This is a genomic window from Vibrio cholerae ATCC 14035 (assembly GCF_000621645.1).
GTDB classification, from domain to species: Bacteria; Pseudomonadota; Gammaproteobacteria; order Enterobacterales; family Vibrionaceae; genus Vibrio; species Vibrio cholerae.
Map to the genome: position 1 here is coordinate 1 of NZ_KK211325.1, position 25778 is coordinate 25778.

Annotated in this window: 21 protein-coding genes and 1 tRNA gene; 15 read left to right on the forward strand and 7 right to left on the reverse strand. The window is 48.8% G+C overall.

The features are described from left to right. The 9 genes from T411_RS01000000119825 to rpoC all read left to right on the forward strand — a co-directional run. Positions 1–351, forward strand: a 351-nt coding sequence (locus T411_RS01000000119825) for an EF-Tu C-terminal domain-related protein (protein ID WP_000696260.1), incomplete at its 5' end; no start/stop codon positions are given. Positions 352–574: 223 nt separating this feature from the next. Beyond that, positions 575–955 (forward strand): preprotein translocase subunit SecE, encoded by a 381-nt coding sequence (secE, locus tag T411_RS0118530; protein WP_000646629.1) that lies wholly within the window; start codon positions 575–577, stop codon positions 953–955. 15 nt (positions 956–970) lie between these two features. Then, positions 971–1519 carry a transcription termination/antitermination protein NusG gene (gene nusG / locus T411_RS0118535; RefSeq protein WP_001287510.1) on the forward strand — a complete coding sequence of 183 codons (549 nt, stop codon included), beginning with the start codon at positions 971–973 and terminating at the stop codon, positions 1517–1519. A 130-nt stretch (positions 1520–1649) separates the two neighbouring features. After that, a complete protein-coding gene (gene rplK, locus T411_RS0118540) occupies positions 1650–2078 on the forward strand; it encodes a 50S ribosomal protein L11 (protein ID WP_001085796.1) in 429 nt (142 codons plus the stop codon). 4 nt (positions 2079–2082) lie between these two features. Then, positions 2083–2784 carry a 50S ribosomal protein L1 gene (gene rplA, locus T411_RS0118545; protein ID WP_001096673.1) on the forward strand — a complete coding sequence of 234 codons (702 nt, stop codon included), beginning with the start codon at positions 2083–2085 and terminating at the stop codon, positions 2782–2784. Positions 2785–3053: 269 nt separating this feature from the next. After that, the gene (gene rplJ / locus T411_RS0118550) at positions 3054–3542 is read left to right on the forward strand and encodes a 50S ribosomal protein L10 (RefSeq protein WP_001207198.1); all 489 of its coding nucleotides are present in this window, start codon (positions 3054–3056) and stop codon (positions 3540–3542) included. Positions 3543–3608: 66 nt separating this feature from the next. Continuing rightward, the gene (gene rplL, locus T411_RS0118555; RefSeq protein ID WP_000028973.1) at positions 3609–3974 is read left to right on the forward strand and encodes a 50S ribosomal protein L7/L12; all 366 of its coding nucleotides are present in this window, start codon (positions 3609–3611) and stop codon (positions 3972–3974) included. Between the two features lie 240 nt (positions 3975–4214). Then, on the forward strand, positions 4215–8240 hold the full coding sequence (gene rpoB / locus T411_RS0118560; protein ID WP_001911902.1) for a DNA-directed RNA polymerase subunit beta: 4026 nt from the start codon (positions 4215–4217) through the stop codon (positions 8238–8240). Between the two features lie 104 nt (positions 8241–8344). Next, on the forward strand, positions 8345–12550 hold the full coding sequence (gene rpoC, locus T411_RS0118565; protein ID WP_000653994.1) for a DNA-directed RNA polymerase subunit beta': 4206 nt from the start codon (positions 8345–8347) through the stop codon (positions 12548–12550). A gap of 110 nt (positions 12551–12660) precedes the next feature. On the opposite strand, the gene T411_RS0118570 is transcribed toward rpoC, so the two are convergent. Further along, the gene (locus T411_RS0118570; RefSeq protein ID WP_001911830.1) at positions 12661–13149 is read right to left on the reverse strand and encodes an Rsd/AlgQ family anti-sigma factor; all 489 of its coding nucleotides are present in this window, start codon (positions 13147–13149) and stop codon (positions 12661–12663) included. 183 nt (positions 13150–13332) lie between these two features. Between T411_RS0118570 and nudC the strand changes: the two genes are divergently transcribed. The 4 genes from nudC to T411_RS0118590 all read left to right on the forward strand — a co-directional run bounded on the left by nudC (position 13333) and on the right by T411_RS0118590 (position 17211). Further along, on the forward strand, positions 13333–14109 hold the full coding sequence (gene nudC, locus T411_RS0118575) for an NAD(+) diphosphatase (RefSeq protein WP_000415644.1): 777 nt from the start codon (positions 13333–13335) through the stop codon (positions 14107–14109). A 254-nt stretch (positions 14110–14363) separates the two neighbouring features. Beyond that, positions 14364–15431, forward strand: coding sequence for a uroporphyrinogen decarboxylase (gene hemE / locus T411_RS0118580; protein ID WP_000137608.1), 1068 nt, complete (start codon positions 14364–14366; stop codon positions 15429–15431). Between the two features lie 98 nt (positions 15432–15529). Next, entirely contained in the window at positions 15530–16165 is a 636-nt protein-coding gene (locus tag T411_RS0118585; RefSeq protein ID WP_001920521.1) for a TetR/AcrR family transcriptional regulator, read from the forward strand. 86 nt (positions 16166–16251) lie between these two features. Next, complete coding sequence (locus tag T411_RS0118590; protein WP_000384299.1) at positions 16252–17211, forward strand: hypothetical protein; 960 nt, start codon at positions 16252–16254, stop codon at positions 17209–17211. Here T411_RS0118590 and T411_RS0118595 read toward each other — a convergent pair. The 6 genes from T411_RS0118595 to rsgA form a co-directional block, all read right to left on the reverse strand. After that, a complete protein-coding gene (locus T411_RS0118595) occupies positions 17208–18356 on the reverse strand; it encodes a murein hydrolase activator EnvC family protein (protein WP_000127369.1) in 1149 nt (382 codons plus the stop codon). The genes T411_RS0118590 and T411_RS0118595 overlap by 4 nt on opposite strands. A gap of 168 nt (positions 18357–18524) precedes the next feature. Next, a complete protein-coding gene (gene gpmM / locus T411_RS0118600; protein ID WP_001884428.1) occupies positions 18525–20057 on the reverse strand; it encodes a 2,3-bisphosphoglycerate-independent phosphoglycerate mutase in 1533 nt (510 codons plus the stop codon). Between the two features lie 142 nt (positions 20058–20199). After that, on the reverse strand, positions 20200–21087 hold the full coding sequence (locus T411_RS0118605) for a DMT family transporter (protein ID WP_000540247.1): 888 nt from the start codon (positions 21085–21087) through the stop codon (positions 20200–20202). A 151-nt stretch (positions 21088–21238) separates the two neighbouring features. Further along, complete coding sequence (locus T411_RS0118610) at positions 21239–22654, reverse strand: SLC13 family permease (protein ID WP_001135826.1); 1416 nt, start codon at positions 22652–22654, stop codon at positions 21239–21241. A gap of 207 nt (positions 22655–22861) precedes the next feature. Beyond that, positions 22862–23719, reverse strand: coding sequence for an archaetidylserine decarboxylase (gene asd, locus T411_RS0118615; RefSeq protein WP_000357921.1), 858 nt, complete (start codon positions 23717–23719; stop codon positions 22862–22864). Between the two features lie 95 nt (positions 23720–23814). Beyond that, on the reverse strand, positions 23815–24876 hold the full coding sequence (gene rsgA / locus T411_RS0118620; RefSeq protein WP_000162645.1) for a small ribosomal subunit biogenesis GTPase RsgA: 1062 nt from the start codon (positions 24874–24876) through the stop codon (positions 23815–23817). Between the two features lie 122 nt (positions 24877–24998). Here rsgA and orn point away from each other — a divergent pair, with 122 nt between their 5' ends. Further along, the gene (orn, locus tag T411_RS0118625; protein ID WP_000010183.1) at positions 24999–25544 is read left to right on the forward strand and encodes an oligoribonuclease; all 546 of its coding nucleotides are present in this window, start codon (positions 24999–25001) and stop codon (positions 25542–25544) included. A 158-nt stretch (positions 25545–25702) separates the two neighbouring features. Next, a tRNA-Gly gene (locus T411_RS0118635) sits at positions 25703–25778 on the forward strand.

Sequence of the window (25778 nt, forward strand, 5' to 3'; positions counted from 1 at the left end):
CTACGTGGTACTAAGCGTGAAGAAGTAGAGCGTGGTCAAGTACTGGCGAAGCCAGGTTCAATCACACCACACACTAAGTTCGAATCAGAAGTATACGTACTGTCAAAAGACGAAGGTGGCCGTCATACTCCATTCTTCAAAGGTTACCGTCCACAGTTCTACTTCCGTACAACTGACGTAACAGGCAGCATCGAGCTACCAGAGGGCGTAGAAATGGTAATGCCAGGCGACAACGTGAAGATGGTTGTAGACCTGATTGCACCAATCGCGATGGACGAAGGTCTACGCTTCGCTATCCGTGAAGGTGGCCGTACTGTAGGTGCTGGTGTTGTAGCTAAGATCATCGCTTAATTATTTGACTAAGCACTACTAAAAAGGGCATCATTTGATGCCCTTTTTCTGCGCTGCGCAATAATGTGTCGATTTCTTGATCAAACGCAGCCAAAATTTGGGGTTGAGAGAGTATTTTCTCGCTCTTTAGTATGGAATCAGCGCATTGCGTTGACCGAATGGATTTGCCCTGCAACAGCGGGGTCGTTGTCGTCTAGAAGTCAGATATGTGACAGGTTGGTTTATGAAAGCAAACAACGCTGAAGCTCCTGATAGCTCAAATGCAGCAGACACTCTAAAGTGGGTAGCCACTTTTGTTCTGCTGGTTGCCGCTGTTGTGGGTAATTACCTGTATGGTGAACTGTCTGTGGTGGCTCGCGCCGCAGGTGTAATTGTGTTGATTGCTGCAGCACTTGGTGTTGCTGCGACAACAACAAAAGGCAAAGAAGCGATCGTTTTTGCTCGCGAATCTCGCATGGAAGTTCGCAAAGTAGTTTGGCCAACACGCCAAGAAACTATGCAAACCACGCTGATCGTTTTAGCAGTAAGTATTGTAATGGCTCTGGCGCTTTGGGGTATTGACGGCATTATGGTTCGTCTAGTGGCCTTTGCGACCGGAGTATAGTAGAGGGTTTAATACATGAGTGAAGCTCCCAAAAAACGCTGGTATGTAGTTCAAGCCTTCTCGGGATTTGAAGGACGTGTTGCTCAGTCACTTCGTGAACATATCAAAATGCACGGTATGGAAGAGCTGTTTGGTGAAGTGTTAGTACCAACAGAAGAAGTGGTAGAAATGCGCGCTGGCCAACGCCGCAAAAGTGAACGTAAATTCTTCCCAGGTTATGTGCTAGTGCAGATGATCATGAATGATGAATCTTGGCACTTGGTACGTAGCGTACCTCGCGTGATGGGATTCATCGGTGGTACATCAGATCGCCCAGCTCCTATCACAGATAAGGAAGCGGATGCGATTCTGAATCGTCTTGAGAAAGCCAGCGAAGCACCACGTCCTAAAACCATGTTTGAAGCAGGTGAAGTCGTGCGTGTTAACGACGGTCCATTTGCTGACTTCAACGGTACCGTTGAAGAGGTGGATTACGAGAAAAGCCGCTTGAAAGTGTCGGTTTCGATCTTTGGTCGTGCAACACCTGTTGAACTCGAATTTGGTCAAGTGGAAAAGCTTGATTAAAAAAGCATCTCTTTAGGCTTGTCTGGGGCGTGGATTATGACTATAATTTCGCGCCTTTTTACAGGTTCTTTATGAAAACCGGGGAGCTGATCAATCGATTAGCGTTTGCACCCATAATCTAGGAAATATCATGGCTAAGAAAGTTGAAGCTTATGTAAAGCTGCAAGTTGCAGCTGGCATGGCAAACCCAAGTCCACCAGTTGGTCCTGCTCTAGGTCAACGCGGTGTTAACATCATGGAATTCTGTAAAGCGTTCAACGCACGTACAGAATCTCTAGAGAAAGGTCTACCAATCCCAGTAGTTATTACTGTGTACAGCGACCGTTCTTTCACGTTCGAAACTAAGACTCCACCAGCATCTGTTCTTCTGAAGAAAGCAGCTGGCATCAAGTCTGGTTCTGCACGTCCTAACACTGCTAAAGTGGGCACAATCACTGACGCTCAAATCCAAGAAATCGCTGCGACTAAAGCAGCTGACATGACTGGTGCTGATATCGAAGCGATGAAGCGTTCTATCGCAGGTACTGCTCGCTCAATGGGCCTAGTGGTTGAGGGTTAATACAATGGCAAAACTAACTAAGCGTATGCGTACTATCCGCGCAAAAGTGGATGTAACTAAAGAGTACGACATCAACGAAGCTGTTGCTCTGCTGAAAGAGATGGCAACTGCGAAGTTCGTTGAATCAGTTGACGTTGCTGTTAACCTGGGTATCGATGCTCGTAAATCTGACCAAAACGTTCGTGGCGCTACTGTACTGCCACACGGTACTGGCCGTGACATCCGCGTAGCGGTATTCACTCAAGGTGCTAACGCTGAAGCAGCTAAAGCAGCTGGTGCAGAACTGGTTGGTATGGAAGATCTGGCTGATCTCGTGAAAAAAGGCGAAATGAACTTCGACGTAGTTATCGCATCTCCAGATGCAATGCGCGTTGTTGGTCAACTAGGTACTATCCTAGGCCCACGTGGTCTGATGCCAAACCCGAAAGTTGGTACTGTAACTCCTAACGTTGCTGAAGCGGTTAAGAACGCGAAAGCAGGTCAGGTTCGTTACCGTAACGACAAGAACGGTATCATCCATACCACTATCGGTAAGGTGACGTTCGAAGCAGACCAACTGAAAGAGAACTTAGAAGCTCTGCTGGTTGCTCTGAAGAAAGCAAAACCATCTTCTGCGAAAGGCGTTTTCGTGAAGAAGGTAAGCATCTCTACTACTATGGGTGCTGGCGTTGCTGTCGATCAGAATACTCTGAGCGCACAAGTTTAATGCATTTGCTTAGGCGCAGAATTTGTGTATAATTCTGCGCCTAATATTTGTGGTTGGGGCTGAACTTTTACCTCGTGGTGAAAACCCAGTCTCCGTCCAAGACCGTAGGCGTTATCCTCGGATAACTTAATAAAACCTACGTAGATGGTGCCCGAACTGACAGAAAGATCTACTTTTTAAGTTACCTTTCTTCTGGGACTGCACCAAAAAAGCTCTCACTGTTGTTGATAATAGTGAGCGGTGTAACGACAACCAGGAGTTAATCCAAGATGGCTTTAAATCTTCAAGACAAAAAAGCAATTGTTGCTGAAGTCAACGAAGCGGCCAGTGGTGCACTTTCTGCAGTTGTTGCTGACTCTCGTGGTGTTCAAGTTGCTGCGATGACTAATCTGCGTAAACAAGCTCGTGAAGCGGGCGTTTACCTGAAAGTTGTTCGTAACACACTGGCACGTCGCGCAGTAGAAGGCACAGCTTACGAATGTCTGAAAGACGTATTCGTAGGCCCTACTTTGATCGGCTTCTCTAACGAGCACCCAGGTGCTGCAGCGCGTCTTTTCAAAGACTTCGCTAAAGAGAACAAAGCATTCGAGATCAAAGCAGCTGCATTTGAAGGTGTACTGACTGACCCTGAAGTACTAGCGACACTACCAACTTACGACGAAGCGATTGCACGCCTGATGATGTGCATGAAAGAAGCTTCTGCTGGCAAGCTGGTTCGTACAATCGCTGCTGTCCGCGATCAAAAAGAAGCTGCATAAGCAAAATCGCTTTTGCTTTTTACTGGTTGCTAAATAAACTTATTGTTGACTTAAAAGAGAATTGTTATGTCTATTACTAACGAGCAAATCCTAGACGCTATTGCAGAAATGTCTGTAATGCAAGTTGTTGAACTGATCTCTGCTATGGAAGAGAAGTTCGGTGTTTCTGCTGCTGCTGCAGTTGTTTCTGGTCCAGCTGCTGCTGCTGCAGTTGAAGAGCAAACTGAATTCAACGTAATTCTGGCTGCTGCTGGCGCGAACAAAGTTGCTGTTATCAAAGCAGTACGTGGCGCAACTGGCCTAGGTCTGAAAGAAGCTAAAGCTCTTGTAGACGGCGCTCCAGCATCTGTTAAAGAAGCTGTATCTAAAGAAGAAGCAGAAGCACTGAAGAAAGAGCTTGAAGAAGCTGGTGCAACTGTTGAAGTTAAGTAATTCCTACTTAATTTCTTAGCCGAAAGGCTAATGGCTGGTGGTTTAATAACCACCGGCCTTTTTGCGCTGTAGGGTATGGACGAATTTTCCCGCTGTTTAAGCGTTCCATATTCATGCAAATGAGTTCATTTCAACGCAATGAATTCACACTACAGTAAACAGCGATTAGTCACTGTCCTCACCCTTTTTAACCTGAAAGGTGGACAGTTTGGGTCACTTATCAGCGAGCTGAGGAACCCCATGGTTTACTCTTATACCGAGAAAAAGCGCATCCGTAAGGACTTTGGTACTCGTCCACAAGTGTTGGACATTCCATACCTGCTATCGATCCAGCTCGATTCGTTCGAAAAGTTCATCGAACAGGATCCTGAAGGACAATACGGTCTTGAAGCCGCTTTTCGTTCTGTATTTCCAATTCAGAGCTATAACGGCAATTCAGAGCTGCAATACGTTAGCTACCGTCTTGGTGAGCCAGTTTTTGACGTTAAAGAATGTCAAATCCGTGGTGTAACTTATTCAAAACCGCTACGCGTGAAATTACGCTTAGTGATCTTTGATAAAGACGCGCCAGCAGGTACTGTCAAAGATATTAAAGAACAAGAAGTCTACATGGGCGAAATTCCGCTCATGACAGAAAATGGTACCTTCGTAATCAATGGTACTGAGAGGGTTATCGTATCCCAGCTGCACCGAAGCCCAGGCGTGTTCTTCGACAGCGATAAGGGTAAGACCCACTCTTCAGGTAAAGTTCTGTATAACGCACGTATCATTCCGTACCGTGGTTCATGGCTCGATTTTGAGTTCGATCCAAAAGACAACCTGTACGTACGTATTGACCGTCGTCGTAAGCTGCCTGCATCGATCATCCTGCGTGCACTAGGTAAAACTAGCGCCGAGATCCTGGACATCTTCTTCGAAAAAGTGAATTTCGAAGTGAAAGATCAAACTCTAATGATGGAGTTGGTTCCAGAGCGTCTGCGTGGTGAAACTGCGACCTTCGATATCGAAGCGGATGGCAAGGTTTACGTAGAGAAAGGCCGTCGTGTGACTGCACGTCACATCCGTCAACTTGAAAAAGATGGCGTGAACTTTATTGAAGTTCCGGTTGAGTACATCGTAGGTAAAGTATCTGCGAAAGATTACGTGAATGAAGCGACTGGCGAACTGATCATTACCGCGAACCAGGAAATCAGCCTGGAAGCGCTAGCGAACCTGTCTCAAGCCGGTTACAAAAAGCTAGAAGTTCTATTTACCAATGATCTGGACCACGGTCCGTTCATGTCAGAAACCCTGCGTGTTGATAGCACGACAGATCGCATCTCTGCACTGGTAGAAATCTACCGCATGATGCGCCCTGGCGAGCCACCAACGAAAGAAGCCGCGGAATCGCTGTTTGAAAGTCTATTCTTCTCTGCAGAGCGTTACGATCTGTCGACTGTTGGCCGTATGAAGTTCAACAGCTCAATCGGTCGTGAAGATGCGGAAGAGCAAGGCACGCTGGACGAAGTTGACATCATCGAAGTGATGAAAAAGCTGATCTCGATTCGTAACGGTAAAGGCGAAGTGGACGATATCGACCACCTTGGCAACCGTCGTATCCGTAGTGTCGGCGAAATGGCAGAGAACCAATTCCGTGTTGGTCTGGTACGTGTTGAACGCGCAGTGAAAGAACGCCTAAGCTTGGGCGATCTGGACAACGTGATGCCACAAGACCTGATCAACGCGAAACCAATTTCTGCTGCTGTAAAAGAATTCTTTGGTTCTTCTCAGCTGTCTCAGTTTATGGATCAGAACAACCCGTTGTCAGAAGTGACGCATAAGCGTCGTATTTCTGCATTGGGCCCTGGCGGTCTGACTCGTGAGCGTGCTGGCTTCGAAGTACGTGACGTACACGTAACGCACTACGGTCGTCTATGTCCTATCGAAACACCTGAAGGTCCAAACATCGGTTTGATCAACTCGCTGTCTGCGTTTGCACGCTGCAACGAGTACGGTTTCCTAGAAACCCCTTACCGTCGCGTAGTCAACGGTGTTGTGACTGACGAAGTGGATTACCTCTCTGCGATTGAAGAAGGTCAATTCGTTATCGCTCAGGCGAACGCTAAGCTGACAGAAGAAGGCGGTTTTGCTGATGAACTGGTTACCGCACGTCAAAAAGGCGAGTCAGGTCTTCACCCACGTGAACACGTTGACTACATGGACGTTGCGACAAACCAAGTTGTATCGATCGCGGCATCCTTGATCCCGTTCCTAGAACACGACGATGCGAACCGTGCTTTGATGGGTGCGAACATGCAACGTCAGGCGGTTCCAACTCTGCGTTCAGAGAAACCACTGGTTGGTACGGGTATCGAGCGTAACGTCGCGGTTGACTCTGGTGTAACAGCGGTGGCGAAACGTGGCGGTGTTATCCAGTCAGTTGACGCTTCTCGTATCGTAGTCAAAGTGAACGAAGAAGAGTTGATCCCTGGCGAAGCGGGTATCGACATCTACAACCTGACTAAGTACACCCGTTCGAACCAGAATACTTGTATCAACCAGCGTCCATGTGTGATGCCGGGTGAACCTGTAGCTCGTGGCGATGTACTGGCAGACGGTCCTTCCACTGACCTTGGCGAACTGGCTCTTGGCCAAAACATGCGTATCGCATTCATGCCTTGGAACGGTTACAACTTCGAAGACTCGATCTTAGTGTCTGAGCGCGTAGTTCAAGATGACCGCTTTACCACTATCCACATCCAAGAGCTTTCTTGTGTGGCGCGTGATACTAAGCTGGGCGCAGAAGAGATCACGGCTGACATCCCTAACGTGGGTGAAGCGGCTCTGTCTAAGCTTGACGAATCTGGCATCGTGTACATCGGTGCAGAAGTGAAAGGCGGCGACATTCTGGTTGGTAAAGTGACACCAAAAGGTGAAACTCAACTGACTCCAGAAGAGAAACTGCTGCGTGCGATCTTCGGTGAGAAAGCCTCAGACGTGAAAGATACGTCTCTGCGTGTACCGAACTCAGTAGCAGGTACGGTTATCGACGTACAAGTCTTTACTCGCGATGGCGTAGAGAAAGACAAGCGTGCGCTTGAAATCGAACAGATGCAGCTGAAAGAAGCGAAGAAAGACCTGACTGAAGAGTTCCAAATTCTGGAAGGCGGTCTTCTGGCGCGTGTTCGTTCTGTACTGCTGGCGGGTGGTTACACTGAAGCGAAACTGAGTTCAATCGAACGTAAGAAATGGTTAGAGCAGACGCTTGAAAATGAAGAGCTGCAAAACCAGCTAGAGCAACTGGCAGAACAGTACGATGAACTGAAAGCAGACTTCGATAAGAAGTTTGAAGCGAAGCGTCGTAAGATCACCCAAGGTGATGATCTGGCTCCTGGCGTACTGAAGATTGTTAAGGTTTACCTAGCAGTGAAACGTCGCATCCAGCCGGGTGATAAGATGGCGGGTCGTCACGGTAACAAGGGTGTTATTTCTAAGATCAACCCTGTTGAAGACATGCCATACGATGAAAACGGTCAGCCGGTTGACATCGTACTGAACCCACTGGGCGTACCATCACGTATGAACATCGGTCAGATCCTAGAAGTTCACTTGGGTCTGGCGGCGAAAGGTATCGGTGACAAGATCAACCAAATGATCAAGGAACAACAAGAGCTGGCGAAGCTGCGTGAGTTCCTGCAGAAGGTTTATGATCTAGGCGATACTCGCCAACGTGTTGATATCTCAGAACTCAGTGATGAAGATGTTCGTACACTGGCGCATAACCTGCGTGCTGGTCTACCGGTCGCAACGCCAGTCTTCGATGGTGCTCCTGAATCGTCTATCAAAGCTATGTTGGAACTGGCGGATCTGCCAGCTTCAGGTCAGTTGACTCTGTTCGATGGCCGCACGGGTGACGCATTTGAGCGTCCTGTTACCGTGGGTTACATGTACATGCTGAAACTGAACCACTTGGTTGACGACAAGATGCACGCTCGTTCTACAGGCTCTTACAGTCTGGTTACTCAGCAACCTCTGGGTGGTAAAGCTCAGTTCGGTGGTCAGCGCTTCGGTGAGATGGAAGTGTGGGCACTGGAAGCATACGGTGCTGCGTATACCCTGCAAGAGATGTTGACCGTTAAATCGGACGACGTGAACGGCCGTACTAAGATGTATAAGAACATCGTAGATGGCAATCACGCGATGGAACCTGGTATGCCAGAATCGTTCAACGTACTGTTGAAAGAGATTCGCTCGCTGGGTATCAACATCGAGCTAGAAGACGAATAATAAACCCTAAGGTTTCCCCGCAAGGGGAAGCCTACCGGTTTCGGTAGGAAGGTGCTCGTTGCCAATCGCAGCGAGTTCCTTTTAACTCCTTACAGGAGCTGAATGTGAAAGACTTATTAAACTTTCTAAAAGCACAGCATAAGACCGAAGAATTTGATGCGATCAAAATCGGTCTGGCTTCACCAGACATGATCCGTTCATGGTCTTTTGGTGAAGTGAAAAAACCTGAAACCATCAACTATCGTACGTTCAAGCCTGAGCGTGATGGTCTGTTCTGTGCGCGTATTTTTGGCCCGGTAAAAGACTACGAATGTCTTTGTGGCAAATATAAGCGTCTGAAACACCGTGGTGTGATTTGTGAGAAGTGTGGCGTTGAAGTCACCCAAACTAAAGTTCGTCGTGACCGTATGGGCCACATCGAACTGGCTTCTCCAGTTGCGCACATCTGGTTCCTGAAGTCTCTGCCATCTCGTATCGGTCTACTGATGGACATGCCTCTGCGTGACATCGAACGCGTACTTTACTTTGAAATGTACGTAGTGACTGAGCCAGGCATGACTGACCTTGAACGTGGTCAAATGCTGACTGAGGAAGAGTACCTCGACCGTTTGGAAGAGTGGGGCGATGAGTTCACCGCGAAAATGGGTGCTGAAGCGATCAAAGATCTGCTGGCATCGATGGATCTGCCTGCAGAAGCAGAGCAGATGCGCGAAGAGCTGGATACCACTAACTCTGAAACCAAACGTAAGAAACTGACTAAGCGTCTGAAGCTGGTTGAAGCGTTCGTCGCATCAGGTAACAAACCTGAATGGATGATCCTGACTGTACTACCAGTTCTGCCGCCTGATCTACGTCCATTGGTTCCACTGGATGGCGGTCGTTTCGCAACGTCGGATCTGAACGATCTGTACCGTCGCGTCATCAACCGTAACAACCGTTTGAAGCGTCTGCTTGAACTGGCGGCACCAGACATCATCGTACGTAACGAAAAACGTATGCTGCAAGAGTCTGTGGATGCGCTGCTGGATAACGGCCGTCGTGGTCGTGCGATCACGGGCTCGAACAAGCGTCCGCTGAAGTCTCTGGCTGACATGATCAAAGGTAAGCAAGGTCGTTTCCGTCAGAACCTGCTGGGTAAACGTGTTGACTACTCAGGCCGTTCGGTTATCACCGTAGGTCCATACCTGCGTCTGCACCAGTGTGGTCTACCGAAGAAAATGGCTCTTGAGCTGTTCAAACCATTCATCTACAGCAAGCTGGAAACTCGTGGCCTAGCAACGACGATCAAAGCCGCTAAGAAAATGGTTGAGCGCGAAGAAGCGGTCGTATGGGATATCTTGGATGAAGTGATCCGCGAACACCCAGTGCTGCTGAACCGTGCACCAACACTTCACCGTTTGGGTATCCAAGCGTTTGAACCGGTCCTGATCGAAGGTAAAGCGATCCAACTGCACCCACTAGTGTGTGCGGCGTATAACGCGGACTTCGACGGTGACCAAATGGCGGTACACGTTCCTCTGACGCTTGAAGCGCAGTTGGAAGCTCGTACCCTGATGATGTCAACCAACAACATTCTGTCGCCAGCGTCAGGTGATCCAATCATCGTACCGTCTCAGGACGTGGTACTGGGTCTGTACTACATGACCCGTGAAAAGATCAATGCGAAAGGCGAAGGTATGTACCTGACTGGTCCTGCTGAGGCTGAGAAGGCGTACCGTACTAAGACTGCTGAGCTGCACGCTCGCGTTAAAGTACGTATTACCGAAACCATCAAGCATGAAAACGGTAAGCTGACCACTGAAACCAAGATGATTGACACGACCGTTGGCCGTGCCATGTTGTGGCAAATCGTACCGAAAGGTCTGCCATACAGCTTGGTGAACCAGAAGTTAGGTAAGAAGCAAATTTCTAACCTGCTCAACGAGGCATACCGTAAGCTGGGTCTGAAAGACACCGTTATCTTCGCTGACCAAATCATGTACACCGGTTTCGCTTACGCGGCACTGTCTGGTGTATCGGTTGGTATCGACGATATGGTAGTTCCAGCGGCTAAGTACACGGAAATTGCTGAAGCGGAAGAAGAAGTACGCGAAATTCAAGAGCAGTTCCAGTCTGGTCTGGTGACCGCTGGCGAACGCTACAACAAAGTGATCGACATTTGGGCATCAACCAACGATCGCGTAGCGAAAGCGATGATGGAAAACCTCTCTTCTGAGCAGGTGATTAACCGTCAAGGCGAACAAGAAAAACAAGAGTCGTTCAACAGCATCTATATGATGGCCGACTCAGGTGCTCGTGGTTCTGCTGCTCAGATCCGTCAGTTGGCGGGTATGCGTGGTCTGATGGCGCGTCCAGATGGCTCGATCATCGAAACGCCAATCACGGCAAACTTTAAAGAAGGTCTAAACGTTCTTCAGTACTTTATCTCAACGCACGGTGCTCGTAAGGGTCTGGCGGATACGGCACTGAAAACAGCGAACTCCGGTTACCTGACTCGTCGTCTGGTAGACGTAGCGCAAGACGTTGTGGTGACTGAACATGACTGTGGCACCCTAGAAGGCGTGGTGATGACACCGCACATCGAAGGTGGTGACGTTAAAGTCGCACTGACTGAACTGGCACTGGGCCGTGTGGTATCAGAAGATATCCTCAAGCCAGGTACAGATGAAGTGTTGATCCCTCGTAATACACTGCTGGATGAAAAGTGGTGTAAGGTGATCAACGATAACTCTGTTGACCAAATCAAAGTACGTTCAGTGGTAACTTGTGATTCTGACTTCGGTTGTTGTGCGCAGTGTTACGGTCGTGACCTAGCACGTGGTCACTTGGTGAACCAAGGTGAAGCGGTCGGTGTTATAGCGGCACAGTCAATCGGTGAGCCAGGTACACAGCTGACGATGCGTACGTTCCACATCGGTGGTGCGGCATCAACAGCAGCAGCAGAAAACAGCATCCAAGCTAAGAACAACGGTTCTGTGAAACTGCACAATGCGAAGTTCGTAACCAATAAAGATGGCAAGCTCGTTATCACCTCTCGTGCTTCTGAGCTGACCATCATTGACGAATTTGGTCGTACCAAAGAGAAACACAAACTGCCATACGGCTCTATGCTGAGCAAAGCCGATGGTGATGCAGTGGCTGCGGGCGAAACCGTAGCGAACTGGGAAGCGCATACCATGCCAATCATCACTGAAGTGGCAGGTCGCGTACAGTTTGTGGATATGATCGATGGCGTAACCGTTTCTCGTCAAACGGACGATCTGACTGGTCTGTCTTCAAGTGAAGTGACTGAAGCCGCAGCGCGTCCTGCAGCAGGTAAAGACATGCGTCCAGCCATTAAACTGGTTGACGCAAATGGTAAAGATGTCCTGATCCCAGGTACTGACATGCCAGCTCAATACTTCCTGCCAGGTAAAGCGATTGTGAACTTGGACGACGGTGCTGAAGTGAATGTGGGTGATACACTGGCTCGTATTCCTCAGAAGTCTGGCGGTAACAAGGACATCACCGGTGGTCTACCACGCGTTGCTGACCTGTTTGAAGCGCGTAAGCCAAAAGAGCCTGCGATTCTGGCTGAGCACTCAGGTACCGTATCGTTCGGTAAAGAGACTAAAGGTAAGCGTCGTTTGATCATCACTCGTGACAGCGGTGACACTTACGAAGAGATGATCCCTAAACATCGTCAATTGAACGTGTTTGAAGGTGAGCGCATTGAGCGTGGTGATGTGATTGCGGACGGCCCAGAGTCGCCACATGACATCCTGCGTCTGCGTGGGATCCATGCAGTGACCACTTACATCGCGAACGAGGTTCAGGAAGTTTACCGTCTACAAGGCGTTAAGATTAACGATAAGCACATCGAGACTATCGTTCGTCAAATGCTGCGTAAGTGTACGATCACCTTCGCGGGTGACTCAGAGTTCTTGCCTGGCGAGACAGTTGAGTACTCACAAGTGAAGATCGCGAACCGTAAACTGGTTGAAGAAGGCAAAGAGCCAGCTCGTTTCGAGCGTGAGTTGTTGGGTATTACCAAAGCATCTCTGGCGACTGAGTCTTTCATCTCAGCAGCATCGTTCCAAGAAACCACTCGCGTTCTAACGGAAGCAGCGGTATCTGGTAAGCGTGACGATCTGCGCGGTCTGAAAGAGAACGTGATCGTTGGCCGTCTGATCCCGGCTGGTACAGGTTTTGCGTACCACCAAGATCGTCAAGCCAAACGTGCACAAGAACAGCAAGGTCCATCGGCTGAACAAGCCACTGACAACCTCGCTGCACTGTTGAATGCAGGTTTCTCTTCTGACGACGAGTAAGTCATAGTCATCAAGCTATGAAAAAAGGCACCTTAAGGTGCCTTTTTTATTGGTCTATTTTTTACATTCATCTTCGCAGCGGAAATCACCGATTGAAAACGAGTGTTCTGCTAAGCACCCGGAGGTACAGCAAGGCTATCCGCAATTAACTGGATCAATTGATCTTCAAGAGAAAAGCGTAGCTCAAGCACTTCGCCAACTTTTGATAAGTCACGATCTAGATCGAGCAGTTCATCGTATTCAGTCACCGTTGCGTACTGATCATTAAAATTGAGCAGGGGTTCGGTGGTAGCGACGATTTTACCGTAGACTTGATTGATCTCATCGGTCGCTTTAAAACCGGTGGCGTGCCACTTATCCATGACCATGTCATAGATTTTGAAATGGCCTTCAGAGATGTAATCCACTAATTCTTGGCAAAAATACAGCAGAGCCTGTGGAGAAGGGAGTTCAGAAACCGCAGCTTTGGTTGTACAAGGTTGCAGTGCCGCCAGCTTACAATATTCAACGATCACATGCTGTCGTTTATCCAGCCAATGGTCAATGATATCGCTCGAACCACCCCATTGTTCTTGGACGTTTTTGAATTTTCTTAGCATGACCATGTCCTCATGATCGGATCGTCACTGACGATCGTTCCTTTGCCTTTTTAGTAATATCAATAAGATATCACTACTGCCCTCACAAAAAGTTATAGTCAATAATTCTTGTGCTGACAAATTGTGGTGTGAATTTAGATTGCCAGTAAAATGATCCGACTGCAAGCAATCAGGAGAAGCAGAGTGGAAAAGAGTGACGGCAAGAACGCTTATTGGTGTGTTGTTTCAGGCAGCGATCTTTGGCTGGTGGATGGCCAAATTCCTTATGGCAGCGCAGAGCAGTGGGATCTGCCACAAGAGAAGGCGATCTTGGTGGATCGTTACCAAAACTCCCCTGTCTACTGGCTGAATGCTGCAGATATTGAGCAGGATCGTCCGCTCACTTCATTACGTGAGTTATTGGGTGTGGATGAGGCGCTGTTTCTTGCTGCAAGCAAAGCGGTGCAATATGGCCATATGAGCCAAACCATACGATTTTGTCCGCAATGTGGGGGGCGTAACTATCTCAATCATCAGCAACTGGCAATGCAGTGCCACGATTGCCGAACCCTGCACTATCCGCGTATTTTTCCCTGCATTATTGTTGCCGTACGTAAACAGCAGCAAATTTTGCTGGCGCAGCACCCACGCCATCGCAATGGTATGTACACCGTGATTGCCGGCTTTGTTGAGGTAGGCGAGACGCTTGAACAGTGTGTTGCGCGTGAAGTGTTGGAAGAGACCGGTATCGTCGTGACCAATATTCGCTACTTTGGCAGCCAACCTTGGGCATTTCCGTCGAGTATGATGATGGCGTTTTTAGCCGATTATGACACTGGTGAGCTTAAACCCGATTACAGTGAATTGAGTGATGCCAATTGGTTTGGTATCGAAAACCTTCCTCCTGTTGCACCGCGAGGGACGATTGCCCGCGCTTTGATTGAGCAGACGTTGGCCGATATTGCCCAAGATCAGGCTTAAAAGGCAAAAAAAAACCCTCCGGTTAAGGAGGGGGTAAGTAAGATGTCGTTATGAGATGCTGAGTCGAGGACTCAGTTTATGATTATAGTTTTCGCTAGCGAACAAATTTTTAACACCGTTAAGGGTTGGACGCAATTTAAGCATTGATTTAAAAGTTAATAACTTGATCCCGCTTGCAAAGCCAACCGCTTTTGTGGGACAAACGATGTTAGAATACGCGCCAAAGTAAAGAAGCCGAAAAAGTGGGAATCACCATGACTGAATTAAAAAATGATCGCTACCTGCGTGCTTTGCTCAAGCAGCCAGTCGATTACACTCCTGTATGGATGATGCGCCAAGCGGGGCGTTATCTCCCTGAATACCGTGCCACTCGTGCTCAAGCGGGTGATTTTATGGCGCTGTGCAAGAATGCAGAGTTGGCTTCAGAAGTGACTTTACAGCCGCTGCGACGTTTTCCGCTTGATGCTGCGATCCTGTTTTCTGATATTTTGACGATTCCTGATGCGATGGGACTTGGGCTGCGTTTTGCGGCGGGCGAAGGACCGGTCTTTGAGCGTCCCATCACCTGCAAAGCCGATGTCGATAAGATTGGTATTCCCGATCCTGAAGGGGAATTGCAGTATGTGATGAACGCGGTGCGTCAAATTCGCAAAGATCTGCAAGGTGAAGTGCCGCTGATTGGTTTCTCTGGCAGTCCTTGGACGCTCGCCACTTATATGGTTGAAGGTGGCAGTTCAAAAGCCTTCACCAAAATCAAAAAGATGATGTACAGCGAGCCTACCGTGCTGCATGCGCTGTTAGATAAATTAGCTGACAGTGTGATCAGCTACCTGAATGCTCAGATTAAAGCCGGCGCACAAGCGGTGATGGTATTTGATACTTGGGGCGGCGTGTTAACACCGCGTGATTATCAACAGTTCTCTTTGCAATACATGCACAAGATTGTCGATGGCTTGATTCGTGAAAACGAAGGCCGCCGTGTACCAGTCACGCTGTTTACCAAAAATGGTGGCATGTGGCTGGAGCAGATCGCGGCTACAGGTTGTGATGCTGTGGGTTTAGATTGGACGATCAATATCGCCGACGCTAAAGCGCGTGTGGGAGATAAAGTGGCACTGCAAGGCAATATGGATCCTTCTATTCTGTATGCTCCTGCCCCACGAATTCGTGAAGAGGTGGCGAGTATTTTGGCTGGATTTGGCCAAGGTGGCACAGGCCACGTGTTCAACTTGGGGCATGGTATTCATTTGGACGTGCCGCCTGAAAATGCCGGTGTGTTTGTTGAAGCGGTGCATGAGCTTTCGAAGCCGTACCATCCATAGTAAACGTGAAAAGCGTCTGCAGGTCAGACGCTTTTCACATCTTGAGCCCGACTGTTTTATACTTCGGTAATCCAGACAGAAAGACGAAGCGAATCATGATGAAAACTAAGGATCGCATAGTGCATGCGGCACTTGAGCTGTTTAATCAGCAAGGTGAACGTAACATCACGACTAACCATATCGCTGCTCATATTGAGATCAGCCCAGGTAATTTGTATTACCACTTTCGCAATAAGCAGGAGATAGTGCGTGATATTTTTGCGCTCTACTCGGCGGAGCTGATTGAGCGTTTTACTCCGCTACAAGGTCAGTATGAGAGCCTTTCTCTACTCAAGCACTATTTGGATTCGATTTTCACTCTGATGTGGAAATACCGTTTTTTCTATGCCAATTTGCCGGAAATCTTGCAGCGCGATGAAGAGTTGCATGCTGACTACATTCGGGTTCAAGAACGATTACAGACCAATTTGATTGATATCGTGCGTAATTTTGTCAATCTGCAACTGCTGGAGTTGAATGAGGATGAGATGCCGAAACTGGTGCGGACTCTGCATCTGATTGCGTCTAGCTGGCTTGGTTATCAATCGGCGATGTCACACAAAACTCAGATCACGGAAGAGGTGATTCATCAAGGCATGTTGCAGATGATCTCGGTCGTTAAACCTTGTGCCACTAAGGCGGGGCGTGAACAGCTTCAACTGCTTGAAGAAGGTGTGCGAGCTATGCATGCCTGAGCATGAGTTATAACCAATCTGTCTTGGGCATGGAGCCGATTCGTTGCTAACTTCCTGAACATTTCCAGCCAGAAAGGAAGCTTTACGTGGATTACGATGTATTTAATGGGGATGCTGATGGCATTCTTTCTCTTGTGCAATGGCGTCTAGTGCATCCTAAATCGACTCAGCTAGTCACGGGCGTTAAGCGCGATATTGCCTTACTCGAGCGACTGACGGTAACGGCTGGTGATGAGCTGGTGGTATTGGATATCTCCATGGCTAAAAATCAGCTTGGCTTGCAGCGAGCTTTGCAAGCGGGAGCCCATGTATTTTATGCCGACCATCATCAGCCCGGCGATATTCCTGCCCATTCTGCACTGCAAGCGCATATTGATACCGATGCCAATCTCTGTACGGCATTGATCATTGATCGGCTACTGAAAGGGCGTTTTCGTGACTGGGCGATAACAGCAGCGTTTGGCGATAACTTACACCGTGTGGCACACACTCTGGCGGAAGAAGCGGGATTCGATGCCGCACAAACCGATGCCCTTTGTGAATTAGGAACGCTGATTAACTACAATGGCTATGGCCGCACCGTATCTGAACTGCATTTCGCGCCTGATACGTTGTATCAAACTTTACTCGCTTATCAAACACCGTGGGCTGTGCTGGCTGATCTCAACTCGCCTTTTTACCAATTACGCAGCGCTTATCAGCAAGATTTTGCTTTTGCCCTTGCGCAACCGGCTTATTATCGGAGCTCAAGTGTCACCGTGGTGATCTTACCCGATTGTGCAGCAGCGCAGCGCGTGAGCGGCGCATTTGCCAATCATCTTGCTAATCAGGATATGCAACGTGCGCATTTGATTGTGACGTATGCGGATGAGCAGCATTACACGCTCTCTTTACGTGCTCCCTTGAGCGATAAACGAGGCGCGGGAGCTTTGTGTGCCCAGTTTCCTTCTGGTGGGGGGCGAGAATCGGCCGGGGGAATCAATCAACTCCCCTATGCGCTGCTCGATAACGTGATTGCGGTTGTTGAGGCGTTTTACGCCTCTTAGCGCTGTAACCACTGCGAAGGGTTTTCCGCGCGGCTATTACGACGGATTTCAAAGTAGAGGGCAGGGCGTGATTGACCACCAGTATCACCCGCAAGAGCAATGGTTTCACCTGCGATAACTTTGTCGCCCTCTTTCTTGAGCAGAGTTTGGTTGAAGCCATACAGTGTCATATCACCTTTGCCGTGGTCGAGGAGCACAACCAAGCCATAACCTCGCAGATACTCGGCAAACACGATCGTGCCCGGATAAACCGCTTTGACCTCTTGGCCGTAATTGGCATCAATGACCAAACCTTTCCAATCAATCTGCCCAGTTTGGCGTTCACCGAAGTTATGTAGCACACGCCCTTTCAGTGGCCACGGTAGCTTACCGCGTTGGCTCGCAATGCCATTCATCAATACTGCATTGCGTTTGGCGGCTTTGGCTATTTCAGCTTTGAGGCGCGTTTCGTTGCGCTGCAATTCGGCAAGGTAGACTTTGTCGCCGGAAATGCTGCTCTCAATTTTCTTTACGGTTTGCTTACGCTCACTTTGCGTTTTAGCCAGTTTGTCTCGCTGTTGGGTCTGCTCTGCCAGTAATTTCTCAATCTGTTCACGCTCAGCTTGTCTCTGCTGTTGACTGGCATTGAGATCGGCTTGGGTTTTTTCTAAAGCTTCGATAGCTTGCGCGCGGCTTTTTGCCAAATGTTGATAGTACTGGCTGATGCGGTCTTCATCGGCACTGCGATGAAAAAATTGACCATTCGTCAGTGAGCGTTTAGTGAGATAGTAGGTCTGCAGTAGGCGTTCGAGTTTATCGGCTTGTTGCTGTTTCTGAGTTTCCAGCGCCTGAATATTACTATTGAGCTGAGCAATGTTGCGATTGGCATTCTCCAGATCGTTTTTGGTTTTCGTGATCTGATTTTCGATACTGTTGATGCCAAGCTCTTGTTGTTTAAGGGCTTGTTGTAGTTGGTCGAGCGATTTTTGTTGTTCGGCCAGTGATTGTTGTTGGCGAGATATTTCACTTTTTACCCCCGTTAACTCCTGTTGCGTAGCCGCAAAGAGCGACGGCGAAACCATAAATAACAGGCAGACCAGCAGACGTCGGGTCAAGGTTTTTCCTAGAAAGTCACTGAAAATCGCGTGCGGATCCGTTGCTGTCATTGAGTTTGGTCTAGTGTTAGTGAATAAAAAACGGGTGCTTCAGTATACCCAAAGCTTGGCATCAGGCGAGCCTGTGATGTCAAAAGTTTGCAATTCTCATCGCACTCGGTGGGAAATGCGTATAAAAAAGCCCTGAGTATTCAGGGCTTTCATCATCATCGAGTCAGCTTAGCTGTACAGCACTTGGCCTGACATGTCTGCTGGAATATCCAGATCCGACAGCGCCAACATGGTTGGAGCTAGATCCGATAGCTTTCCGCCTTCTTTTAGGCTGATCGCTTTGTTGCCGACATAGATAAGTGGTACAGGTAGGCTAGTGTGCGCTGTGTGTACGCCGCCCGTTTCTGGGTCAATCATCATTTCCGCGTTGCCGTGGTCAGCGGTGATCAGCAGTTGACCATCCACTTCTTTGATGGCTTCAACCACACGACCAATACACTCGTCTACGGCTTCACACGCTTTCACTGCAGCTTCGTAAACGCCAGTGTGACCGACCATGTCGCCGTTTGGATAGTTACAGATGATCGCATCGTATTTGCCTGATTTGATCGCTGCAACTAGCTTGTCAGTCAGCTCTTTAGAGCTCATTTCTGGTTGTAGGTCGTAGGTGGCTACTTTTGGTGAAGCCACCAGTTGACGCTCTTCGCCTGGGAATTCATTTTCAACGCCGCCGTTGAAGAAGAAGGTTACGTGCGCGTATTTCTCGGTTTCAGAAATACGTAGCTGAGTTTTACCCGCTTTTGATAGCCACTCACCGTAAGTGTTTTCCAGTGACGCTGGACCAAACGCACACTGGAGTGGGATATCTGCTGCGTATTGAGTCAGCATCACAAAATCCAGCGCTGGGAAGGCTTTGCGGCTAAAGCCTGCGAAATCAGGCACGAAAGTACGGGTGATTTGACGCGCGCGGTCAGCACGGTAGTTCATGAACAGCAGGGCATCGCCATCTTGCATCGCGGCAGATTCTTGACCCGCTGCGCGGATTTCGGTTGCTTTCACAAACTCATCGTTTTCTTCACGAGCGTAAGCCGCTTGCAGTGCTTCAACCGCTGAGTCATAAGTAAACTCACCTTGCGCCAGAGTCAGCAGGTCATAGGCTTTTTCAACGCGATCCCAGTTGTTGTCACGATCCATGGCGTAGTAACGACCCACGATAGAAGCGATACGGCCTTTACCCAGTTTGGCAAACAGATCTTGGAAGCGTTTCAGTGACGCTTCTGCGCTACGTGGTGGTGTGTCACGACCGTCAAGGAAGCAGTGCAGGTAGATTTTTTCTGCGCCACGTGCGGCCGCCATTTCTACTGCTGCGTAGATGTGGTCTTCGTGTGAGTGTACGCCACCTGGAGACATCAGACCCATCAGGTGAACCGCTTTGCCCGCAGCAACTGCTTTATCAATGGCTGCCACCAGAACTTTGTTGTGTTGGAATTCACCATCCATGATCGCTTTGGTGATGCGAGTTAGGTCTTGGTAAACAATACGGCCAGCACCGATGTTGGTATGACCCACTTCTGAGTTACCCATTTGACCATCAGGTAGACCTACGTCCATACCAGAAGCAGAAATCAGAGTGTGAGGGTTGTTGGCCATTAGGCTATCCATCACAGGTGTACGCGCATTATTGATCGCGTTATTTGCGTTGTCTTCGCGGTAACCCCAACCATCTAGGATCACCAGAGCCATTGGCTTCTTAGCTGACATAGTTCTAACCTCGTCAAAATCAAAATAACTGAAACGTAAAATTAGCGTAATTTTACTACAATCTAGACGTTTTGCATCCGGTTAAGATCAATGATTCTCTCTATCAATGCAAGTAAATGTAGCCTATTGATCAAAATCGCGTTTAAGACACCAACAAGCTGGTGCCCCCAACGGCAAGGATAGCCCCTAACCAAGCATAGCGGTTTGGACACTGTTTAGTGTAGATCCAAAGCAGTGGTAGTAGCATGATGGGTGTGGTGGAAGAGAGCAGTGCGACCATGCCGACATTCCCCTCACGCAGAGCGTAGAGGATCAGCGTCATACCAACCGCCATGGCAATAAAGCCGTTGAGTGCCGTGACCAAAAAGATATTGAGCGTGATGATTTGTGTAGGACGAGCAATGCGTGCGCCGGTTAAACGCAGTAAAGAGTGAGCCGCAAAGGCGGTGATCATCCGCATCGCAGAGGCAGCAATCGGATCGATCTCTGTTTGCATCACGGGTTTGGCAATAATGCCCCCGAGGGCTTGGCATAAGGCGGCGGTTAAGCCGAGTCCAATTCCAACCCACACACTGCCATTGATGCTATCCAAACTAGGCCCAGTTTGCCCACGGCGACCAAAGAAAATCGCCATCAGAACGCCGCTAAACACTAAAGTAGAGCCGAATAGCTCTTGCTTGGTCATGCTTTCACTAAACAGGAAATAACCGAGCACGGCAGAAAACACCGCATGACAGGAGAAGAGTAAGCCGGACTGCCTTGGCCCCATGCGATTCAGGCAAGCAAAAAGCGCGGTATCACCGATGAAAATTCCAATAAACCCCGACAACATCATGGCTGGAATCGCACTGCTGTGTACGGTTGACCAACCTCCGCTGAAGAGGGCAATGGTGGTTAAGATGACGGAGGTACACCCCATACGCCAGCGGCTATAAGCAAAAGAGCCGAGGTGTTTCGCGGGAGTGATAGAAAGTAAACTGGCGATAGCCCAAAGACAGGCTGCGGCAAGTGCCAGCCATTCGTAACCCATTGCGTCATCCTTGCGGTTGGGAGTGATGAGGGCACTCAATATGCCATTAAGCAATCAGGAAAACAAAAGCAATTTCAGTGCGATTAGAAGGTTCACAGCTTGCTATCTCGAGAGTGATGACAAGCTGTGAAAGAGGGGAGGAAGAGGGAGTTTATCCGAGTAGGAACACCATCAGATAAACGATGCCAAGCCCAATCCCCCCAATGACTAAACCCGTTTTTGCCATATCTTTGCTTTCGATAAGCCCCGTTGAGTAAGCAAGCGAGTTGGGCGGTGTCGAAACGGGCAAAATCATCCCCAGTGACGCGGAAAAAGCGACCACGACTAACAGCGCTTGTAAGCCGCCGACTTGCTCAAGGCTACTCATCGAAGTACCAATCGCAGCGGCAATCGGCATGATCAAGTTGGCAGTCGCCGTGTTAGACATAAAGTTGGCCATTAGCCAGCACACCAACGAAAGAGCAATCACAATCAGCATAGGTGAGAGAGATTGATAGTCGATGGAGTGCGCTAACGCTTGGGCGAGTCCCGTCTGTTCAAGGCCGATACCAATCGCGATCCCACCGGCAACTAACCACAGCACATCCCAGTTGATCTGTTTCAGCTCTTCTTTGCCCATGATGCCAGTGAGGGTGAACACGGCCAGTGGAATAATCGCCACCACATAAGTGTTCATACCATGCCATGAGGTGGTCATCCACAGCACTATGGTTAAAGCAAACGTGATGTAGACCAGCATGGCACGCCAGCCGCGTTGAAATTCGCCTTTGAGTTTCAAGGTCATTGTGGCTTGTGAGGAGGGGAAAAGCTTTTGCAGTAAGAACCAAGCGATGGTCAGTTGTACCAGTACGAACGGCAATCCCATCATCATCCATGACAGAAAATCAATGCTGTTTTCGCCCGTTAGATACTGCAGTGCGATAGCGTTAGGTGGCGTGCCGATCGGGGTTGCGATGCCCCCTGTGTTGGCCGCAATCGGAATGCATACCACCAGAGCTTTGATGCCTAAATCCCCTTTGGGGGCAGACGCAACAATAGGGCCAAGCAGCGCCAACATCATCACTGTGGTCGCTGTGTTGGACATAAACATCGAGAAAACTGAGGTGATCAGCATTAACCCGAGCATGATGTACTTAGGCTGGTGGCCAAAAGGTTTGAGTAGCACTCGTGCTAAGTTGTTATCCAATTCGTATTTAGATGCGGCGATGGCTAAAGCAAAACCGCCCATAAACAAAATGATAATGGGAGAGGAGAAGGCACTGAAAATATCGGTGTATTTAAGGAGTTCACCGAGCGGATGATGCGGATCGGGCACTCGAAAGCCATGCAAGCCTTTATCGGAAATCATGACGAGTTCAAGGGCAATGATCAGGATCGACGTGGCAAACACAGGAACAGGCTCCAACACCCACAGCAGTGCAGCAAGAAGGAAAATGGCCAGTAAACGGTGTTGAACCAAGGTGAGATCTTGAATCGGGATTGCATCAATCGGCATCAATAGTACGCCCAACGGCAGTAAGAAACAGATCAGGAGTTTGACGAGTAGACCTCGTTCCAGTTGCGGCATGGGCTTTCCCTCTTGGCTCAAGTGAAAGCTTAGAGTAAGCGACTGAAATCTATGGGTCTTAGAGGGCGGTTAAATTTTTGGGTTTTGCTATCAGTGACAGTGCAGATGTGTGGCGAGCTTCAAAAGACAACATCCCAGCCGAAGCTGGGATGTTGAGTCTTCCGACTTGAAGCAGCGTTGGTGTTGGCTGCAACTCTAAGTCGTATATTAAGCTTGGTGTGCGTAGGGCTCGCCCATGCGGGTTGGTGCGCCCAGTGCCATGCTGTCATCAAAGCGAATAGCTTGTTTGGCAAACAGGTTGATCACGGTGGAGCCCAGTTTAAAGCGACCCATCTCTTCGCCTTTTTTGAGAACCACTGCTTGGTTACCGTTGGCTGGGTAGTCCCAACGATAAACGGTGTTGCCACGCGGCGGAGTCACGGTGCCCGCCCAAACCAGTTCAATACTGCCGACAATGGTGGCGCCAACCAGCACTTGTGCCATTGGGCCAAATTCTGTATCGAAAATACACACCACACGCTCGTTGCGGGCAAACAAGTTCGGTACATTTTCCGCTGTCAGAGGGTTTACCGAGAACAGATCGCCCGGTACGTAGATCATTTGGCGCAAAGTGCCATCACAAGGCATATGTACGCGGTGATAATCACGTGGCGAGAGATACAGAGTCGCAAAATCACCATCACGGAATTCTTCCGCGAGCTTGGCATCACCACCGAGCAGCTCTTGGGCTGAGTAAGTGTGGCCTTTGGCTTGGATAAGTTTACCGTATTCAATCGCACCAAACTGACTCACGCACGCATCGGCAGGATGGGTGATCACCTTTTCGCCTTCAGCGATAGGGCGCACGCCAGCTTTTAGCTCACGCACAAAAAATTCATTAAACGTCTTGAAGTGAGTCGGATCAGAGTGCAGAGCCTCGTCCATGTTGACGTTATATTGCTTGATGAACCAGCGGATGATGGCCGTGGTCAGGCTGCCTGCACGCGCAGACGCCAACTTGCCAACCAAGCGGGTCAGGGCATGTTGTGGAATCCAATATTGCAGTCCAACTTTAATCTTATCCATGGTTTACATTCCAATAGAGTGGTGATGGGCGCGAGATGTTACTGAAAATCGCGCCTTCTGTCAGTAGATGCTCTAAACTTGCTAACAATTTGCTCTTACAGATCGGCTTTTTTGCTGCGCGAATACTGCCGATTGGCTTTGTTTTCCGTCATGCTTTGCACAATTCGATGATAATTATCAAAACGCAGTGCGCTGATTTCTCCCTTGCTTACGGCCTCACGCAACAAGCAACCCGGGTCATCCCCATGTTTGCAATCACGAAATTTACAGCCGCCTAAGTAAGGGCGAAATTCGACATAAGCTTTGGTGACATCATCGGTTTCTAAGTGCCACAAACCAAATTCACGTACCCCGGGTGAGTCAATCAAATCACCTCCACTTGGAATGTGATAAAGCCGTGCGGCGGTAGTGGTGTGTTGGCCTAAGCCAGACGTTTCAGAAATCGCCCCTTCTTCCACATCTTCTTCCAATTCTGGAAGTAATGCATTGACCAAACTGGATTTGCCAACACCCGATTGACCCACAAACACGTTGGTGCGATCGCGCAGTTTCACTTCAAGATCCGCAATCCCTTCACCGATTTTCTTACTGACGTAGAGTACGTCATAGCCAATGGCACGGTAATCATTTAACCATGTGCTGTATTGCTCTCGAAGCTCTGGGCTGAGTAGGTCAATCTTGTTCAGTACGATGAGTGGTGCAATCCCTAAGGTTTCAGAAGCAATCAAGTAGCGATCAATAATATTCAGAGAGAGCTCGGGTAATACCGACGACACGATCACCATTTGATCCACGTTTGCCGCAACGGGTTTGAGGCCATCGTAATAATCTGGGCGCACTAATACAGAGCTGCGAGCTTCCACCGCTTCTACCACACCGGAAATGCCTGCGAGAGTCTCGGCCCCAGGGCGCCACAGGACGTTATCGCCGGATACTAAACTTTCGATGCCGCGACGCAGGTTACAGCGATGAATTTCCCCCGTCACTGGATCTTCAATATCGGCATGTTGACCAAAGCGGGTAATCACTAATCCCGGTTGCGCACTGCCGAGCAAGGCCTCATCCCAAACGATAGACTCTTCTTGTTTGAGTTTTTTATGTTGGTTATTTCTAACCCGGCGTACTTGACCGTGTGTAAGCTTTTTCTTTTTTGTCACAGTGTTCTACTTACTCTCTGCTAGATATAAGGCGTATCAAATCTCAATTTGATACGTATCCTGTCGATCTGAATTTGGGTATAGTACCTCTTTTGTGAATAAACCCCTATAGGCGCACCATTATGTCTTTCAGCGACCAGAATCTGATTTGGATTGATTTAGAGATGACGGGACTTGATCCTGAAATGCACAAAATCATTGAGATGGCGACCATTGTTACTGACAGTGAGCTAAACATTTTAGCTGAAGGCCCAGTGATTGCGATTCATCAACCCGAATCCGAACTCGCGAAAATGGATGAATGGTGTACCACAACGCACACCGCAAGTGGCTTGGTGGCGCGTGTACGTCAAAGCCAAGTGAGTGAAGAAGAAGCCATAGATCAAACGCTCGCGTTTTTAAAGCAGTGGGTGCCGGAAGGCAAATCTCCGATTTGTGGCAACAGTATTGGTCAAGACAGACGTTTCCTTTACAAACACATGCCGCGTTTGGAAGCGTACTTCCATTATCGTTATATTGATGTCAGCACCATCAAAGAGCTGACTCGCCGCTGGCAGCCTGAAGTGCTAAAAGAGTTCAGTAAAACAGGTAGCCATCTTGCTTTGGATGATATTCGAGAGTCAATTGCTGAGCTTCAGTTCTATCGTAAGGCGGTATTCAAGATCTAATATCGGGTATTCAATGCTATAAAAAGAGCAATTGTTCGACATCTTGCATGCTTTTTCGGCAAGCGAAAAAAAAAAGAGTTTTTTTCACGAGAAGCTCTTGCATCACAAGAAAATGCTCTTATAATTCGCAGCCCTAAACGACGGAAAACGTTGTTGATGCGACACTAGCTCAGTTGGTAGAGCGCAACCTTGCCAAGGTTGAGGTCACGAGTTCGAACCTCGTGTGTCGCTCCA